The sequence below is a fragment of the Flaviaestuariibacter terrae genome, assembly GCF_054777635.1.
The window spans coordinates 1,503,040-1,518,701 of the sequence record NZ_BAAHAL010000008.1 but is presented as its reverse complement, the minus strand read 5'-3'; the positions used below and the strand labels follow the sequence as shown (position 1 = coordinate 1,518,701).

Genomic DNA, 15,662 nt, shown 5'->3' with positions numbered 1-15,662 from the left:
GCTTGGGGCGGCCGCAAGATCGGGAATCGGGCATCGGCAAAAAAATCCGGACTGATCAATCTGAAATCCGGAATCGAAAAGGAATAGCAAATCCGAGATCCCAGATCCTACATCCGAGATCCCAGATCCGAGATCAATACCAGAGTGTTTGCTGCAGCTGGTGGTTGTTGCCCGAGATGGTCACCCGCTTCATGCGGTAGTTGTCGCTGACATTGGGGTTGGAGCCCTTGCGGAACAGCGCAATGTCGACCACACCCAACAGCCCGCTGAGGCGTGCGGCCGTGCCCACATCGGCAAGATCCTGCACGCGCCACATCGACTCGGCGCCCTGCTGCTGGTAGTAGCCGATGCCGAGGGCCTGCCACTCACCGCTCAGCGCGGTTTCGCTGCGCTCGGAAGCAAAGTCGATCGACGAGCCTTTCTGCAACGTACCGCTGCCGGAGCCGCTTCCTGCCTGGCCAAAACGAAGCAGCACCGTACGGGCTTCCTGCGCGTAGGCCGCGTTGGCCATCTTCAGGAAGGCTTCACCGATACGGGCCGAATTATCAACGTTGAGCGCAGTAGGTGTAATGCTCACCTGTTCGGTCTTGCCGTCTTTTTTGAGCGTAAAGGTTACGGCCTGCCCCGCCTTGCTGCTTTCGAATTTCCCAAGCACTTCTTCGAGGTTGCGCACCGCTTCGCCATCGATGGCGGTCACCGAATAGCCGGCATAGGGCTTTAGCGCCATCGCCGGCGACCCTTCGATCACTTTTCCTACCACCGGGAATTCGTCCGAAGGGTAGCTGCGGCTGTAGTAGCCGTACTCGCGGCTCCCGGGGTTGTACGCGGAGCGCTTCTGCGACAGCTCCAGGCCGAAGTAGGAGCGGCTCACGATCCCGTTTTCCAGCAGCTCGCTGATGAGGCGGCTGGCAATGGGCATCTCGAGGGCGAAGTTGATCTGCGGCTGCCAGATGCTTTGATTGCCCTGCTGGGCAAACGCGATCTGCGAGTTGATCCCGATCACCTGGCCCTGCGCGTCGACGAGCGGGCCGCCGCTGTTGCCCCAGATCACGGTAGCGGTGGTTTGCAGGAAGCCGAACTTACCCGTGAGGCCGCCACGGACGCGGTTCTTGGCGCTTACGATCCCCTCAGACACCGAATAGGGATACTCGCCAAGCGGGTTGCCGATGGCATACACCGGCTCGCCGATATGCGCCGGCGACGTGCGCAGCTCGAGGCTGCTCACCTCGGCGCCGGGCTTGTCTACAAACTCGAGGATCGCGAGGTCGTAGAAGGAGTCGCCACCGATCACCTTTGCTTTGTACTTGTTCCGGTTGATCGTGAAGACGTAGATCGATCCGTCTTTGTCGGCAGCCTGCTCGATCACGTGTGCGTTGGTGATCACCAGCAGCTGGTCGCCACGTCGGATGATGAATCCGGAGCCGGAGCCCGAGGCGCCGCTCAGGTCGAGCATCTTGGCATAGGCCTGGTCGGCCGGTGCGCCGCGGAAGCCAAGGGAGCGCTTGGCAAAGTCCGTTTCATAAACGGCCACCGTCACCACGGCGCTGAGCGCACCTTCGAGGGTGCTGGAGGTGGGCGACGGCGCCTGGGCGCGCGCCAGCGTACCCCCGAGAAGCAGGGCCGCGAGCAGGAAGCTTTGAAGCAGGTTGCGAACGTTCATAGCAGTTATTTGTAGCGTGTTTTGACAGAAAGACGTACCAGGTTCCAGTTGGCCGGCGTATTGGGGCTGGTGCCGCGGGTCTTGGCGTTGCCCATGTTGATGACGTCGTCGAGCGGGTTGGCGGCGCCGTGAGTGCCGCGGGTATCACCACCGCGCACGCCATCCTGGTTGAAAAGGAGCGCGTAGTTGTCGATGGGCGACTCGCTCGCCAGCACGAAGTAATTGTCGGTGCCGGTCGGCGCTACGATATCGGCGTCTTCCACTACCGTGAAGTCCGTTTGCAGGCTGCCGCTGTCGTTGCGCTGCGGGAACTTGTTGCCGACGTTGCCGTCGTTGGGCTCGGGGAAGAGCAGCGTCATCTTGCCGTTGCGGTCGATGGCGAAGACATAGATGTATTTCTGCGGAATCGGCTTGCTCTGGTAATTGCTGTTGGCCACCAGGCGGATATCGACCTTATCGCCGACGCGTACGCCGGCCGTATCGATGGCCTTCTTGCTGGCGGCATCAACCACCTCGAGATGGAAGGGGAAGAAAGAAGATTTCTTCGGCGGCGCCATCAGCAGCCAGCCGCGCACCTTGCCGAGTCGAAGCGAGTATTCAAAGAGGCTGTCGGCAACCGACGCCGATGCGCCCTTACCGGCGGCCAGCGGGAACCAGCGCGTACGGAGGGGCAGCGCTTCCAGGCTGTCTTTCACGTCCACTTCGATCCGCTTGAGACCATACGCCAGTGCACCCTGTTGGTCGGCAGTGCCGTACAGCACGTAGTTGGCCGACGAGGCATCGCTCACGAGCTTGAGCTGCTTGTAGTTGCTGAACTGCTCGTTTACGGCCCGCACGAGGTCTTCGGTCGGCGGGAGCTCGATGTACACTTTCCTGAGACGGCCGCCGGCCCTGGGCTGGCTCGAGGCGACGATGTTGGCGGCTGTAAAGGCACCGAGCTCTTTGGGAGCGGGGTTATCCGAATTTTCGATCATCCACTTGCCATTGAGGAAATAGATACTGATGTCCGGAATGCCCTCGTCGATCCGCTGTATCCACTGGATCTTCGGCGACTTGCGCACCTCCGCCAGTACGGCAGCAAATTTCTGCGCTTCTTCGAACGACACGGTTTTCGGGAGGTACAGCTTCAGCAGCGGGCCGGTAGTCGATACCCAGTTGGTTACGCGGAAGAGGCTCCCGGGCTTGATATCGTCGGCCTTGCCGCTGACGAGATCGGCCTCCGATTCGGCCACGCCTTTCATTTCGGTGATGCGCAGCTTCACCTTACTGTCGTTCACCAGCTCGAGCTCGTTGCCCACGCCTACGCCAAGCGCCATACCGGCCTGCAGGCGCACCTTGCCGTTCTCGGCCACGCGTCCGGATACCAGCAGCTCGTCGACCAGCTTCGTAGCGGGTACGCCGAACAGGTTCTGGTGCCGGCGCTCGTCGGTGGCCGCCAGCACGGGCTCCTGCCGCATGCCGTTCGATTTGAGGATGCTGCGGATGCTCTGGAAAAGCGTGCTCACCGGCACGTCGATCGAATTTTGCTGGATGGCCTGCAGCAGCGATACCGTAAAGGCACCGTGCGGCTGGCCGTTGTTGTCGACAAGCTCCTGCGCAAACTCGTTGTCCTGCGCCGCGGAGATCATGAGGAAGTCGCTGTTGGGGCGTCGCTCGGGCACGGGGGGCTTCACCGCATCGGCCACATCGACGTTGGTACCCGCGATAAACCGCGGCTTCGTGGCGGTGTAGCGGGGCGCCCCGCGCGACATGGAGCCGCTGTGGCAGCAATCGTAGATCACCGTCAGCTTCACACCCTTGTCGATAAACTTGTTGAAGATGGTGGCCAGCTCCTTGTCGCGGATATCCGACACGCCTTTTTCCCAGGTGTTGGAAGGCACCATGCTTTCGTCGCGCTGGTCGGCCTCGCCGTTGCGGGTGTTGCGCACCTGGCTGCCGTGGCCGGCGTAATAGATAAAGGCGACATCACCCTTTTTGCTTGCGCTGAGGAGGCGATTCATTTCGGCGAGTATCGCGTCGCGGGTCGCGTTGCGGTCATACAGCTCGCGGGTGTTATCGGAGGAGAATCCATAAAGCGAAATAAGCTGCTTCATCGACAGGGCGTCGTTCTTGCAGCCATCGAGGTTCTGGAAATCGATCCGGCCCCCATCGTTGCTCGGCGTCACACCGTCGGGCGGCTGGTACGTGTCGATGCCGATTACGAGTGCGCGCTGCTCCTGGGCAGCTGCTGCAGACACGATAGCCAGCGCAGCGAGGGCCATTGCGCCGCGGCGAAGCAGGGATAGGGGAACAAGGTTCATACGATCAATTTTTTGCCGTTAGTAGGTATGCGGCTGTCCGTACTTATACGAGCAGCCAACGCAGTAAGATAAACGAAATTATTAATTAGGGAGGAGGGTAAAAATACCCACTAATTGGTATTTACTTTTCAGGAACGCTTCTGCTATATTTGGATAAATAAAAACATACCAAAATGAAAAAAGTACTTTTTAGCCTGCTTATGATCGCCGGCCTGATGACCGCCTCCATGGATTCCAGCGCCCAGACGACGCGCACCGTACAAGGCAAGGCCATCACAAAGGGCCGCGGCGCCAACCCCAACATCAAGAAGGACGCTCCCACTACCGACGTTATGACGAAGGGTACGAAGAGCCGTGGCGCCTGCTCCATCACGTTCGACAACTGGACGAGCCTCTACATCAAGGTATACGTTGACGGCGTTTACCGCGGCACCGTTGACGCCTGGGGCAAAGGCACCGTTACCGTAGGCGATGGCTACACGACCGTTTACGCAGTTTCGGTTGGCGGTACCCGTGAGTGGAGCGATTCCGGCAGCTGCACCAACACTGCTGTTACCTACAAGCTGCAATAATCTTACTCTAACTTTTCTGAAGGCCGCCCCCCGGGCGGCCTTTTTTTATGCCCGTTGCGCGCGCTCACTATCTCTTAAAGAGTTGCGGCATGCAGCGCGGAGAAAACAGTCACCCGATCAAGCCTCCTTATTTGCGGCTGCAGAAAGACGCCCCCGACTATGCCCCGGTTCGTCAGGTTGCCGATCGACGCGGCCCTTTCCGTTGAAGCGCCCCCATCGCTTTTCTGCCGCAATCGTACACGGCGCACAGTCGAAGCTTTCGGGCAACCGGCGGAAAAAGCCCCCGGCAGGAATGCCGGGGGCGTGTCTATAAAGCAAAACCCTGGTTTATTGGTAGTCGCGGAGGTCCTTCACCTGCTCGCGCAGGCCTTCGGGCACGGCTGGATTGTCGTAAAGGGCCTGCGCATAGGTGCGGATGCCGTCGCTGTCTTTCTGCTTTAGAAAGATCACGAGCAGGGCAACATCGCGGTAAAACAGCTTGGGCTCGTCGCTGCGCGGCACAAAAGCTTTGAGGGCCGCCAACACTTCCCCGGCGCGGCTATGCGGCGCGATCCGCTTTGCATGCTCGAGGAAAAGGTCGGCGATGTCTTCGGCAAAGAGACGGCTGTTCCGTAATTGCAGCAGCGTCAGCAGCGCCGCCATCCCTTCGTCGTCCTGTTCGCTGGTAAAGTACCAGTTGGCGCGGAGCTTCTCGGTTTCGGTCCGCACCGCGCCGGGTGCGTAGCCCTGAACCACGGTCTCGAAGGCATGAAAGTCGACCGAGTCGCTTGCTGCCGACAGGTTGAGCGCGTAATTCCGGAGCCTGCGGAGCAGGTTTCGCTCAAGCTCCGGTGCCGTGTAGCCAAGGATACGGGCCACTTCGGCGCTGTTGGCGAAGAGGAAGTCGATCTGTGCGCGGGTTGGATTGCGCCCGTAGTCGAGCACAATGTGCAGCATATCGGAGTCGAGCAGCGGGTACGACACGCGGCGCAGGTAGCGGGCCACGGTGCTGTCGATGGCGCCGGCATCGGTCTGCTCGGCTTCGGCGAGCCACGCATGCGCCTGCGCAGGGGTCAGCTTGCCCGCTTCGGCCTCGCGCTTCCGTGTGTAGAACTGGCGTCCCGGGTCGAGGGCCGTCCGGCCAAGCTCCAGGAAGGCAACGGCGTTGAGTGCTCCCACCGACTTATGCAGCAGCTCGCCCTTTTCATTGAGAAAGAAAAAGGTCGGGTAGGCCTCAATATTCAGCTCCCGCGCCAGGGCAATCCCTTCGCCTTCTTCCATATCCATTTTTACGTTGATGAATTTTGCATTGTACAGGTCCCCCACCATCGACTGGGGAAATACGGATTCCTTCATCCGCTTGCAGGGGCCGCACCAGGAAGCATATGCATCGAGGAAGATCGGCTTGTGCTGGCTCTTCGCGAGCGCGAGGATCTCTTTCCATTTCTTGTTTTCCACGAAGCGGATGCCGGTGCCGGCAAGCGCCGAAAAGCTGATGATGAGCAGAAGAAGGAAGAGAAGGGATTGCTTTTTCATAACCATGTTTTTGCTGTTAGGGAATACAGCAAACCAACAAAAGGCCCCGGAAGGGGCCTATACTTAGTTGTAGTGATTCACGCCGCGTTAACAGATGCACAATGGCCGATGTCGGATCGCTGATGTAGGATGGCTGATGTAATGGGATGCCGAAATACATCCCAGATCCTAGGATCCGAGATCCTAGATCCGAGATCCGAGATCCTACATCGTCAAACGAGTTTATTCTGCGCAGCGAAATTGATGATCCCCGCCGCGTTGCGCACATTGAGCTTGCGCATGATGTTGCGGCGGTGGGTGTTGACGGTGAACTCGCTGATGTGCAGCTGGCTGGCGATCTCCTTGCTGCTCAGCTCGCTGCAGATGGAGCGGATGATGTCGACCTCGCGGTTGGTGAGGCTGTATTGCTGGAGAAAGGAATCGAGGTAGTGCGGCTTTTCTTCAACGGCTTCGGGCGGCGCGGGAAACTGCTTCTTTCCCTCCATCACCCCATCGATCGCATCGAGCAGGTCGTCCATGGAGCCGTTCTTGAGCAGGTAGCCCCAGGCGCCCTTCTGCTCGCAGCTTTTGATCAGGCCGCTTTGCTGGTAGTTCGACAGGATGATGACGCGCACACGGTGAAAGCGGGCTGTGATCTGCTCGAGGGCGGTAACCCCGTCCATCCCGGGCATGTTGAGATCTAGCAGCACGATGTCGGGGTCGGCGGCCTGCAGGTTGCTGAGCAGGCTGCGCCCGTCGTTGGCGGCGCCCACCACCTCCACGTGCTCCGTCTTTTCGAAAAAGGAAATAAGTCCGTCCACCAGGATCTGGTGGTCATCCGCGATGAAGATCCGTACGGGTTGCTGCATGTTCGTTTTGGATTAAGAAGGCCGGAAGCACCGGAAGCTCGATGATCACCGTGGTGCCGGCGCTCCCGTCGCTTTCGATGTGGAGGCTTCCCTGTAGGAAAGCCACGCGCGAGGCGAGGAGCTTCAGTCCCGCACCGCCGGTGCTTCCCTGCCGGATGCCACGTCCGTCGTCTTCTACCATTAAAGATACCAAATCGGGATGTTCCACCAACTGCACCAGCGCATGGCGCGCATCGGCATGCTTCAGCACATTCTGGAGCAGCTCCTGGAGCATGCGGTAACAGCTGCTGTAAAAAAGATCCGTAAAGCGCTGCCCGCCGAAGCCTACCAGCGCGAGCTCCACGGGCAGCTTGCCTGCGGCGTTGATGTCGGCCACCAGTTGCTCCACCGCCTGCCGGAAGCCATATTGCTGCAGCGCCACGGGCATCAGCTGGTGACTCATCACGCGCACGGTCTGCGCCACATCGCCCAGCAGCTTGCCGGCGGTTTGAAGATGCTCAGGGTCACTGCCGGCCGAAAGGTTCATCCGCGCCACCGAAAGCATCGTTCCGATCTCGTCGTGCAGCTGGCCGGCGATCGCGCCACGCTCGGCCTCCTGGGCCTGCGCCAGTTCGGTCATCAGCTGTGTGCGGTGTTCGATCTCGCGGCGCTCCAGTTCGGCGGCATGCAGGCGCGCGGCATGGCGTCGGCGCTGGTTCAGAAGGAGGGCGGCGCCAAGCCCCAGCAGGCTGAGGCAGCCTAGGGCCAGCAGCGCGATCCAGGTACGTTGCCGCTGCTGCTGGTAGCGAAGCGCTTCGAGCTGCTGGCGGTCGCGGAGGGCGCGGGCCTTGGCGTCGCTTTCAAGCAGCTCGTATTGCAGCGCAAGCTCGCGGGTTCCTGTTTGCAGCTCGGCGCGGTACAACGAATCCTGGCGCTGCAGCGCGGCGCGGAAGGCAGCGGGCACTGCCTGCCGGAAGCGGGCAGCGTCGGCGGCGCGGGCCTGCTGCCAGAGAAACTGCAACCCGGGTGTGTCGGTAAAACCGGCACCGCTGCGGGCACGCGCGAAGTACCACCGGGCCGAATCGGCGCGCAGGTGGCGGCTGTGAAAGTCGCCGGCGGCAATGAGGCCTTCCGTTGCCGAAGGCGATGGCGCGGCGGCGGCAATCCGGCTATAAAGTGCCGAAGCCTCGAGAAGGCGCCCGCGGCCCTCCGCGTAGAGGGCGCCGGCAAGGTCGGCCTCGGCGGCATCGTAGCCCGCGGGCGGGCGCCGCAGTGCGGCCTGCAGCTGGCGCGCGGGCTCCTGCGCCGAAAGGCCGGCACCGAGGCGGCATAAGTTGATGAGGAGGCGGCTCAGGATGTGCACGCGGTCACCTTCGCTGAGCGACGCGGTGCGGAGCAGCTCGTTGTAGCCATGGCTGACGGCGGGACCGCTGGCGATGCGTCCCAGGGCGTCGAGGTTGGCGAGACGCTGCTGGCTGCGCGCACCGGCAAAGGCCGCTTCGGCCTGCAGGCGGTACGCGGCGCTCCTGGTGCTGTTGCCCGCGAACGCGGCCGCATCGGCCAGCAGCAGCCGTACCTGGGTGGCGGTATCGGGCGTAAGACGTGCAAGAGCGCGATCGGCGGCGACATGGTCCGCTTCCGTAGAACTACGGTTCGCGCCCAACGCACCCACGCGGGCAGCGGCGGCCTCCAGCAGCGCAAGGCGGCCGGGAGCGGTCTCGGAGCGCCGGGCCGTGGCGAGCAGCCGCAGCAATTCCCGGGCGGGCTCAGCGGCATCGGTGGCTACCCGCACGAGGGCCGGTGCCCGCTCCCCTTCCGGGAGCCGCCTGATGCCTTCCAGCTCAAGAAAAAGCGCGCGGCCACGCAGCCCGCTGTCCCATTGGGCAGCGGCACGGGCGGTCAGCAGCAGGCAAAAAAACAGGAGACGCAGTTGCATGGTTGACAGGCAAGGTCGGAAAAAGCGCGGGGATGGCCTATACTTAAAAGAGGGTAATCATGCCCGGGCTACTGCCCCACCATGACAAACTCGCTCCCGGGCTCATCGTCGCCGAAGGAGCCAAGCAAAGGTCCCGACGGCAGCTTCTGAACAAATTGGAACAGGTCTGTGGCGGTGAGCAGCCGGCCGGCGCCACCCTTTGTTTGCAGGGCTTCAAGCAGGCGCACCGCAAATGGCGAGTGCTTGCCTTTGTAACCGTCGGGCACCTCGCGCTTGCCGCCGGATGTGAGGTAGATACGGGTTCGCTTCTTCAGCTTCTCCGATACATAAGCGGCCTGCGCGAGGTCATCGTATTCGCGGGCCCGGCTCTTGTTGCGGGCGACGCGCTCGTCGAAGGTGCCGCCAAAGCACACGTCCAGCACCATCAGGATCTGCGTGGCCGGCAGCCGGTTGATCATCCGCGAAAGCTTCGAATATTGGAGGTACGTGTTGCGGTACGGATCTTCCTTTACGGCCCGCGAGTTGCCGCTCACGATAAAGCCGTCATCGAAAAGACGGTCATCAAAGTCACCATGGCCGCCGATGTACACAAGCAGCTGGTCCGAAGGCTGCAGGTGCTGCGATAGGTAGAGGATGCGGGCATAGAGGCTGTCGGAAGGCTGATCGACGAGCAACAGGGTATCGAATCCGAAGTTGCGTTTCAGCGAAGCCGCAATATCGCGCGCATCGAATACCGGGTTGTCGAGGTCGCGCCAATCGGGCTTCCCGGCGTAACGGTCGGTGCCCACAACAAGGGCATAGCGATGGCCGATCCCTTCCTGGAAGGCCTGTCGCTCGCGGGCGCCAACGGCGACTCCCCGTGACTGCATCATCTCCTCGGGGAGCAGGGAGCTCAGGCTGCGCACAAATTCCTTTTCCGAGAACATGTCGAAATAGCCGGTACGGAAATAATCGCAGGTTACCTCCGAGCGCGTCAACGCATACCGGATCGCCTCGCGGTACAGGCTATCGGTGAAGATCCCGAAGATGTTGAGCTCCGCGGGCAGGCTCGTGACATAGTGGTTGAGCGGGCCGTGGGCTACGGTTAGCCCGGCACAGCGAAAGCGGTCCAGGCCGCTGCTTTTCGGCACCAGGAAGATCCGGTTCTTGTTGGAAAGCGCCGCCACCGTGGGACTTGCCTCGATAAGCGCCTGGATGAATTCCTTCGGGAAGTCGGCAGTGCTGCCGGCCTCCGTGATGAACAGCTGGTTGTTGGCCGGCACGAGTTGCAGCAGGTCTTTTAGCTGCTTCAGTGAAATGCCCTGCGCGCGGATCTGTGCCTCATCATCCATCTTTTCGAGTCCATACGGAACAAACCAGGTCTGAGCGCGCCCGCTGCTGTCCTTCAGGCTGCGGCAATAGCCCGAAAAGTTGAATACGAAATAATCTGCCGGCTTTGTCAGGGAGATGGCATCATTGAGGCCTTTCAGTATGCCCGCCTTTGTTGCTGCCGTGTCCTGCAGTAACAGGGCCCGGATCTTCCTCGACGTGTCGCTGCCGGCGAAGCGCTTAAAGGAGTGCCCGAAAAACTGGTGGTAGGAAGACGCGTCCAGCGAGGCATTCGCAAAGGTTGCCTGCTGGAGAGAGGACGGGTATTTGCTCACGCCAACGGAAAGAACGAATGCATTGCCGGCGGCCTTCACCCGGGGAAGGGATAGCAGCGTGCCCGCTTCCGGGGCCGCGCTCTCCTCGAAAATGTTGAACGCTTTGTTGGCAAGGACAGCCGGCTCCTGCCGTAAGCCCTTCTCGATCATGCTTTCTGCAATCATCTCGATGAGCTCTTTCGGGTCGTTGACAAAGGGATTGCCCAGGGACCTGGCCAGCATATACGAATACGCCCCGACCGGAAAGTCATTTTCATCCTTCATCTCAAAGCTATACTGATCCTCCAGCGTTGCCGTCAGGATGGCCGATGGAGTGCTGCCGTCTTCCACAAAGTTGAGCAGCAGGTTGGGCGATTCACCACGCGCAAAGACCCGCTCCCGGTCAGTGGCCGCAGGCCGCAGGTCGGTCGTGTCCGAGAGGAGCGCCCCGGAGTGACAGACATCCAGCGAAAGAATGACCTGCCCCGTTGGGCCGGCCCGCTTCTGCAGGCTGTGAAGGAACGCCTGCAGCTCTTTCTGGCTGATCATTCCGGAATCGGTAGCATAGATGGTATCCTTGCCGTAGCGCCAGATATCGCTCGTCGGGAGCGCCAGGGTTTTGCCCCCTTCCGACGTCATTTTCAGAAACCCCTGTCCGGAAAAATGCAGGAACAGGATATCGCCGTTCTGCACCTGGCTGGCAAAAGCCTCGAACGACCGCAGCATGAAGGTGCGCGTTGCCTGTCGCCCGCTGATCGAAACAATGTGTTGCGGAAGAAAGCCCCGCCCGGCTTCCAGGGCTCTTTTCAGCATCGCAATGTCGTTGCCGGCGCCGTCCAGGTCCACGAACATCTTTTCGCGGACTCCCGGTGTGCCGGGTTCCGGTGAAAAATAATCCAGCCCGACCAGGAAAGCCTTGCGGCGGGCCTGCGCATTGTCTGTTTTCGCTTGCTTTTCTATGCGAAAGACACCGTTGACACTGCGGGTCGTACGCAAGAGATTCCCGCCAGCGTCCCACTCCGTATAAGTACTGTCCAGCAGCGCGCCTTGCCGGTAAAAAAGCGTAACGCGCATCCGGCCGTTGGGATGATAGAACTGATCGGGGCCTTCCTTGACCAGTCCCGTGTTAACGACCGTGTACCACGGCTCCTCGCTCCCATCTCTTGTAGCAACGGGGTTGTAGTGGAAACGCCGGATGCGTCGCAGGGTACCATCCGGATAAAAATTGCGTTGTTCAATCGCGTGGTCGGCTCCCGCCACCGGGCTCCGCTCCATCAGGAGCTCGCCGGCCGGCCCAAGATCAACGTAGCGGTCGATCGTATTGCCGCTGCGGTAGAAGCACCGGAACACCCGCACGTTCTTGCGCTCCACCTGCCTGAGGATCCGCAGTCGGTTGCCATCGGCGGTATTGGAAAACGTGTCGCTGCCGATCGACCGGTAGAGCAAGGCTACAGCGCTGTCGGGACTTTGCTTCGACAGGAAGTAGCCATAATTTTCCCGGGCGAGCGTAATGCTTTTGACGATCGAGCTGCCAAACCGGTGCTTCGGCACACCGGAGCCGGCCGCCGGCAAAAGAGACAGGCAGCACAGAACAACAGGAATGATCATTTTCAACATAAACAGCAGTTAGGACCGAAAGTTCCCATTATTCCGCCGCCTGTGCAATACCGCGAAAGAAGTATTAATTTCCGCCCGTTCCCATCCCCCGCCGAATGACCTGCCCGCATTGCACTGCCTTCAATGATGCCTCCGCCACCGTGTGCCGCCAGTGCGGCAAGCCGCTCCACGAGGGCGACCTGTTCGCCCCGGAGCAAAAGCCGGAGCGCCGCGTTTCCGATACCGGCTACCTGCTCATTGCGCTTACCACTCTTGGCGTGAGCGCATTTGGTTTCTGGTACGGGCGGATTCAGGCAGCACGCCCCATGGCCGAACAGCTTCAGGGAGAGAAGGTTTCCCGCGTCATCGCGTTTGGGTATCCGGTCCTGTTATTTGCCATCCTGTTCCTCTTCAGCAAGCGGAGCGTCTACCGGGTCATCATCGTCATCGCCGCTGTCGCGATCGCCTATTTCAATATCCGGCGCATTCTCCACTATTAAAGGTCCATCAGCTCCCAGGCGCTCAGGTAGCTTTCGTGTTCCTGCGCATAGCTGATGAAGTCGGCATAAAACGGGTACTGACCCAGCGTGGCGCTGTCGCCCAGCACCACCAGCTTCATCTGCGCGCGCGTCAGCGCTACGTTCATCCGCCGCACTTCCGAGAGGAAGCCGATCACGTTGTCGGGGTTGCTGCGGGCCAGCGAGATGAAAATGGCGCCCCGCTCCTGTCCCTGGAAGGCGTCGATGGTATTGACGCTGAGTCCCTCGTAGCCCGCCAGCGCGGGACTGGCGGCGGCCAGCTCCTTGAGCAGCTCCACCTGCTGCCGGTATGGCGAGATGACGCCCACCGAGGGCCGCGGCGCGCCCTCCGGGAGCTCCTCCAGCAGGCGCTCGACCTGCCGGATAAGAAAGGCGGCCTCTTCCGGATTGGCAATGCGCGTCCCCTCCTGCTTCTCCTCGTAGCCGCAGCCGGCCGTATCGATAAAGCGCAGCGGCGCTTGTCCCGGCAAACTGCGCTCCGCCACGGCAGGCGCGGCTTTCAGCCTGCCACCATAAAATTCGCGCGACGAAAAGTTCATGATCAACTCGTGCATGCGGTATTGCTCCTCCAGCAGCACCACGGCCTCGGGGTAGCGCCCGGCGCACTTTTCCAGCAGCGTTCGCTCGAGGCCAGCACGGGCCGCCTCCTGCGACTTGATGGTGGGCGGCAGCTGGCAGTGGTCGCCCGCGAGAACGGCCTTCCGGCCCTTCAGCAGCGGGATCCAGCAGGCCGGCTCAAGGGCCTGGCCGGCCTCGTCGATCACTACGGTATCGTATTTCAGGCCCCGTACCGAGTAGTGGCTCGCGCCCACCAGCGTGGAGGTGATCACCTGGGCGCGGCCAAGGATATCCTGCGCGATGTATTGCTCCGTGCGCTCGATCTCGGCGGCTATGTTGCGGGCCTCGGCAAAGAGCGCTTTGCGCTGCTCGCGCTCTGCCGGCCCGAAGGATCGCTTGTATTTCTGCGCCATGTCGCGGTATTCGGCGGCCTGCCGCTTCATCCGGCGGATCTCCTTCATCTGCGGGTGACCGCTCATCCGCTCGTCGAGCGTGAGGGCCAGCTGCCGCTCCGACACGCGGGCCGGGTTGCCCACGCGCACCACGTTGAGACCTTCGGCGGCAAGACGCTCGCTGAGCAGGTCAACGGCGGCGTTGCTCGGTGCTGTTACCAGTACCGCTCCCTCGCCGCGCTGCGCCAGCAGCCGCACCGCCTGCACGAGCGTGGTTGTTTTCCCTGTGCCCGGGGGGCCATGCACGATGGCCAGCTCGTTGGCCGACAGGATCTTTTGTACCGCTTCGTTCTGCTTTTCGTTCAGCTGCGGCAGCGGCTGGTACGCCAGCTCCGAATGAAAGGTCGGGGCTTCCATCCCCGAGAGCACCCGCGTCAACCGGCCCTCCTCGCGCTGCGCGGCCCGGTCGGGCGCCACTTTGAGCGCGCGCTCCATCTCCTCGTAGCTGTTCTCGTCAAAGAGCAGGTCTACACCGAGCTTGCCGTTGCGGGTCCAGTCGGGGAGCTCGTCGACGCGCAGCGACAGCTTCATCTTGTTGCCGCCGACGTAGGTGATGACCCCTTCGGCGCGGTCGGATTTCGGATCGTGGTTGGAAAAAAGGGCGGCCGAAGCGCCGAAGCGGAACTGGTGCTGGATATCGGTATTCGTCGTTCGCTCCAGCTCCACGCTGAGGTAATCGCCCCGGCCGATCTCGGTGTCGCGGATGGCCACCGGGAACCAGCTGCTCCCCGCGGCGCGGCGGTCGGCGAGCGGCACCGACAGGGCCATCGACTCCCAGCTGCGGCGGTCCTCTTCCTTTTCGAGCCGCAGCAGGCGCTGCAGGTCTTTGAAATAATCCATGGATGTAAAGGTAACCGGGCGCCCGCTGTGGCGGGAAAAACAGCAGCAACCGGCGGGAAAAATAACAGGCAGGTCGCGGCAAAATCCCTTGGAATCGCCCCGGCGCGGGGGCCAACTTCGGGTCATGAAAAACACCATTCTTTTCCTGCTTCCGCTGCTGGCCGCCTGCTCCAAGGGTGGCCGCGCGGATGCCGGACCAGCGCTGACCGGTGCCTGGCAGCAAACCGCCGAGCAGGCGAACGGCCAGAGCCTCTGGAACACCTACTACCACGATCCCTGCGAGCTCGACGACCGCTGGATCTTCGCCGCCGATGGCAGCTACGAGGTAGCCGACAGCGGTATGGCCTGCAACTTCGGCAGCGCGCGCCACGGCAGCTGGCGCCTCGAGAACGGCCACCTTCTCCTTGACAGCATAACCTATGAAATACGCGAGCAGGGCGAGCGGACGCTGACCCTCGAGTGCGAGCGCAGCCGGAACGGCTTCCGGTTTCGCTACCAACTCGGCTTCACCCGGCCATAAAAAAAGTCCCCGCGCTGCGGGGACTTTTTTCGCTCCGGAGGCGGTCCGCCTCAGGGGTTCAATTGCTTTTTCACCTCAACGTCCTGGATGAACTTGCTGACGTCCTCGTCGGCATAGCTTCCGTAGGCGTCAATGAGCGTACCCTTGTGGCCGTCGATGGTTTCGATGGCATACACGATCGACATATCGTCGGGATTGGAAATGCCTTCAAAGCGGTAAAAATTAGCCGTCTTGATATCCTTGGGTTTAAAGGATTTCTTATCATCCATACTGACCAGCTTTCCCTTCTCCACGCGGAACTGGTCTACATAGCCGTCCACGGTGAGCTTGTTGATCAGCGATGCCATGTCGGTCATTTCAGAAGTGCGGTCGTTGGCCTTCATTTCCTTGTCGTTCGGAGTGCCGTCCCAGGTCTTATTGTCCATATCGGTTGTTTAGTGGAACTGCTACCAATTTAATGCCGCCTCACCACTAGCCAACGAGTTCCTCAAAACGGATCGCACCGAGGTAGGGCTCGAGGAGGTCGGTGCTGTGGAAACTGCGGAATTTTTCCACTTCCTCGCTCGGAAGCCGGTAATAGACCTCCACGTAAAACGAATCGAGGCTGTAGAGTGCAATGAGGTAGTCGTCTTCCCGGCGCTCACAGAGGAGCACCCCTTGCTCGCAGATGATATGCGCCTGCACGGGAAGCGAAAGAAGCTTGAATTCAGCGAATTGCATAAGCC

12 protein-coding genes are annotated in these 15,662 nt (G+C 61.1%); 3 read left to right on the top strand and 9 right to left on the bottom strand.

Annotated elements, in window-relative coordinates:
- Positions 1-133: 133 nt before the first annotated feature.
- Together ACYU7Z_RS14840 and ACYU7Z_RS14835 are read right to left on the bottom strand one after the other, a co-directional pair.
- Positions 134-1,660 carry a S1C family serine protease gene (locus ACYU7Z_RS14840; protein WP_460571834.1) on the bottom strand — a complete coding sequence of 509 codons (1,527 nt, stop codon included), beginning with the start codon at positions 1,658-1,660 and terminating at the stop codon, positions 134-136.
- 5 nt (positions 1,661-1,665) lie between these two features.
- Positions 1,666-3,960 (bottom strand): caspase family protein, encoded by a 2,295-nt coding sequence (locus ACYU7Z_RS14835; protein WP_460571832.1) that lies wholly within the window; start codon positions 3,958-3,960, stop codon positions 1,666-1,668.
- Positions 3,961-4,133: 173 nt separating this feature from the next.
- Here ACYU7Z_RS14835 and ACYU7Z_RS14830 point away from each other — a divergent pair, with 173 nt between their 5' ends.
- Entirely contained in the window at positions 4,134-4,532 is a 399-nt protein-coding gene (locus ACYU7Z_RS14830) for a hypothetical protein (RefSeq protein WP_460571830.1), read from the top strand.
- A gap of 327 nt (positions 4,533-4,859) precedes the next feature.
- Here ACYU7Z_RS14830 and ACYU7Z_RS14825 read toward each other — a convergent pair whose 3' ends face one another.
- The 4 genes from ACYU7Z_RS14825 to ACYU7Z_RS14810 form a co-directional block, all read right to left on the bottom strand.
- Positions 4,860-6,047: a thioredoxin family protein gene (locus ACYU7Z_RS14825; RefSeq protein ID WP_460571828.1), complete on the bottom strand. Its 1,188-nt coding sequence runs from the start codon at positions 6,045-6,047 to the stop codon at positions 4,860-4,862.
- A 212-nt stretch (positions 6,048-6,259) separates the two neighbouring features.
- Positions 6,260-6,895, bottom strand: coding sequence for a response regulator transcription factor (locus ACYU7Z_RS14820; protein ID WP_460571826.1), 636 nt, complete (start codon positions 6,893-6,895; stop codon positions 6,260-6,262).
- On the bottom strand, positions 6,861-8,810 hold the full coding sequence (locus tag ACYU7Z_RS14815) for a sensor histidine kinase (RefSeq protein ID WP_460571824.1): 1,950 nt from the start codon (positions 8,808-8,810) through the stop codon (positions 6,861-6,863). The genes ACYU7Z_RS14820 and ACYU7Z_RS14815 overlap by 35 nt, the downstream gene beginning before the upstream one ends.
- Before the next feature lie 68 nt (positions 8,811-8,878).
- The gene (locus tag ACYU7Z_RS14810; RefSeq protein ID WP_460571822.1) at positions 8,879-12,049 is read right to left on the bottom strand and encodes a hypothetical protein; all 3,171 of its coding nucleotides are present in this window, start codon (positions 12,047-12,049) and stop codon (positions 8,879-8,881) included.
- Positions 12,050-12,144: 95 nt separating this feature from the next.
- Here ACYU7Z_RS14810 and ACYU7Z_RS14805 point away from each other — a divergent pair, with 95 nt between their 5' ends.
- A complete protein-coding gene (locus tag ACYU7Z_RS14805; RefSeq protein ID WP_460571820.1) occupies positions 12,145-12,528 on the top strand; it encodes a zinc finger Ran-binding domain-containing protein in 384 nt (127 codons plus the stop codon).
- On the opposite strand, the gene ACYU7Z_RS14800 is transcribed toward ACYU7Z_RS14805, so the two are convergent.
- Positions 12,525-14,417 carry a DEAD/DEAH box helicase gene (locus ACYU7Z_RS14800; RefSeq protein ID WP_460571818.1) on the bottom strand — a complete coding sequence of 631 codons (1,893 nt, stop codon included), beginning with the start codon at positions 14,415-14,417 and terminating at the stop codon, positions 12,525-12,527. The genes ACYU7Z_RS14805 and ACYU7Z_RS14800 overlap by 4 nt on opposite strands.
- Before the next feature lie 124 nt (positions 14,418-14,541).
- Between ACYU7Z_RS14800 and ACYU7Z_RS14795 the strand changes: the two genes are divergently transcribed.
- Positions 14,542-14,937 (top strand): lipocalin-like domain-containing protein, encoded by a 396-nt coding sequence (locus ACYU7Z_RS14795; protein WP_460571816.1) that lies wholly within the window; start codon positions 14,542-14,544, stop codon positions 14,935-14,937.
- Positions 14,938-14,987: 50 nt separating this feature from the next.
- Here ACYU7Z_RS14795 and ACYU7Z_RS14790 read toward each other — a convergent pair whose 3' ends face one another.
- Both ACYU7Z_RS14790 and ACYU7Z_RS14785 read right to left on the bottom strand, forming a co-directional pair.
- On the bottom strand, positions 14,988-15,362 hold the full coding sequence (locus ACYU7Z_RS14790) for a hypothetical protein (protein WP_460571814.1): 375 nt from the start codon (positions 15,360-15,362) through the stop codon (positions 14,988-14,990).
- A 46-nt stretch (positions 15,363-15,408) separates the two neighbouring features.
- Complete coding sequence (locus tag ACYU7Z_RS14785; RefSeq protein WP_460571812.1) at positions 15,409-15,657, bottom strand: hypothetical protein; 249 nt, start codon at positions 15,655-15,657, stop codon at positions 15,409-15,411.
- Positions 15,658-15,662 lie beyond the last annotated feature (5 nt).

Excerpts from the sequence above, each read along its gene's own strand:
- ACYU7Z_RS14840 (WP_460571834.1), bottom strand. The coding sequence starts at position 1,660 with ATGAACGTTCGCAACCTGCTTCAAAGCTTCCTGCTCGCGGCCCTGCTT.
- ACYU7Z_RS14830 (WP_460571830.1), top strand. The coding sequence starts at position 4,134 with ATGAAAAAAGTACTTTTTAGCCTGCTTATGATCGCCGGCCTGATGACC.
- ACYU7Z_RS14835 (WP_460571832.1), bottom strand. The coding sequence starts at position 3,960 with ATGAACCTTGTTCCCCTATCCCTGCTTCGCCGCGGCGCAATGGCCCTC.
- ACYU7Z_RS14805 (WP_460571820.1), top strand. The coding sequence starts at position 12,145 with ATGACCTGCCCGCATTGCACTGCCTTCAATGATGCCTCCGCCACCGTG.
- ACYU7Z_RS14810 (WP_460571822.1), bottom strand. The coding sequence starts at position 12,049 with ATGTTGAAAATGATCATTCCTGTTGTTCTGTGCTGCCTGTCTCTTTTG.
- ACYU7Z_RS14790 (WP_460571814.1), bottom strand. The coding sequence starts at position 15,362 with ATGGACAATAAGACCTGGGACGGCACTCCGAACGACAAGGAAATGAAG.
- ACYU7Z_RS14815 (WP_460571824.1), bottom strand. The coding sequence starts at position 8,810 with ATGCAACTGCGTCTCCTGTTTTTTTGCCTGCTGCTGACCGCCCGTGCC.
- ACYU7Z_RS14820 (WP_460571826.1), bottom strand. The coding sequence starts at position 6,895 with ATGCAGCAACCCGTACGGATCTTCATCGCGGATGACCACCAGATCCTG.
- ACYU7Z_RS14800 (WP_460571818.1), bottom strand. The coding sequence starts at position 14,417 with ATGGATTATTTCAAAGACCTGCAGCGCCTGCTGCGGCTCGAAAAGGAA.
- ACYU7Z_RS14825 (WP_460571828.1), bottom strand. The coding sequence starts at position 6,047 with ATGAAAAAGCAATCCCTTCTCTTCCTTCTTCTGCTCATCATCAGCTTT.
- ACYU7Z_RS14795 (WP_460571816.1), top strand. The coding sequence starts at position 14,542 with ATGAAAAACACCATTCTTTTCCTGCTTCCGCTGCTGGCCGCCTGCTCC.
- ACYU7Z_RS14785 (WP_460571812.1), bottom strand. The coding sequence starts at position 15,657 with ATGCAATTCGCTGAATTCAAGCTTCTTTCGCTTCCCGTGCAGGCGCAT.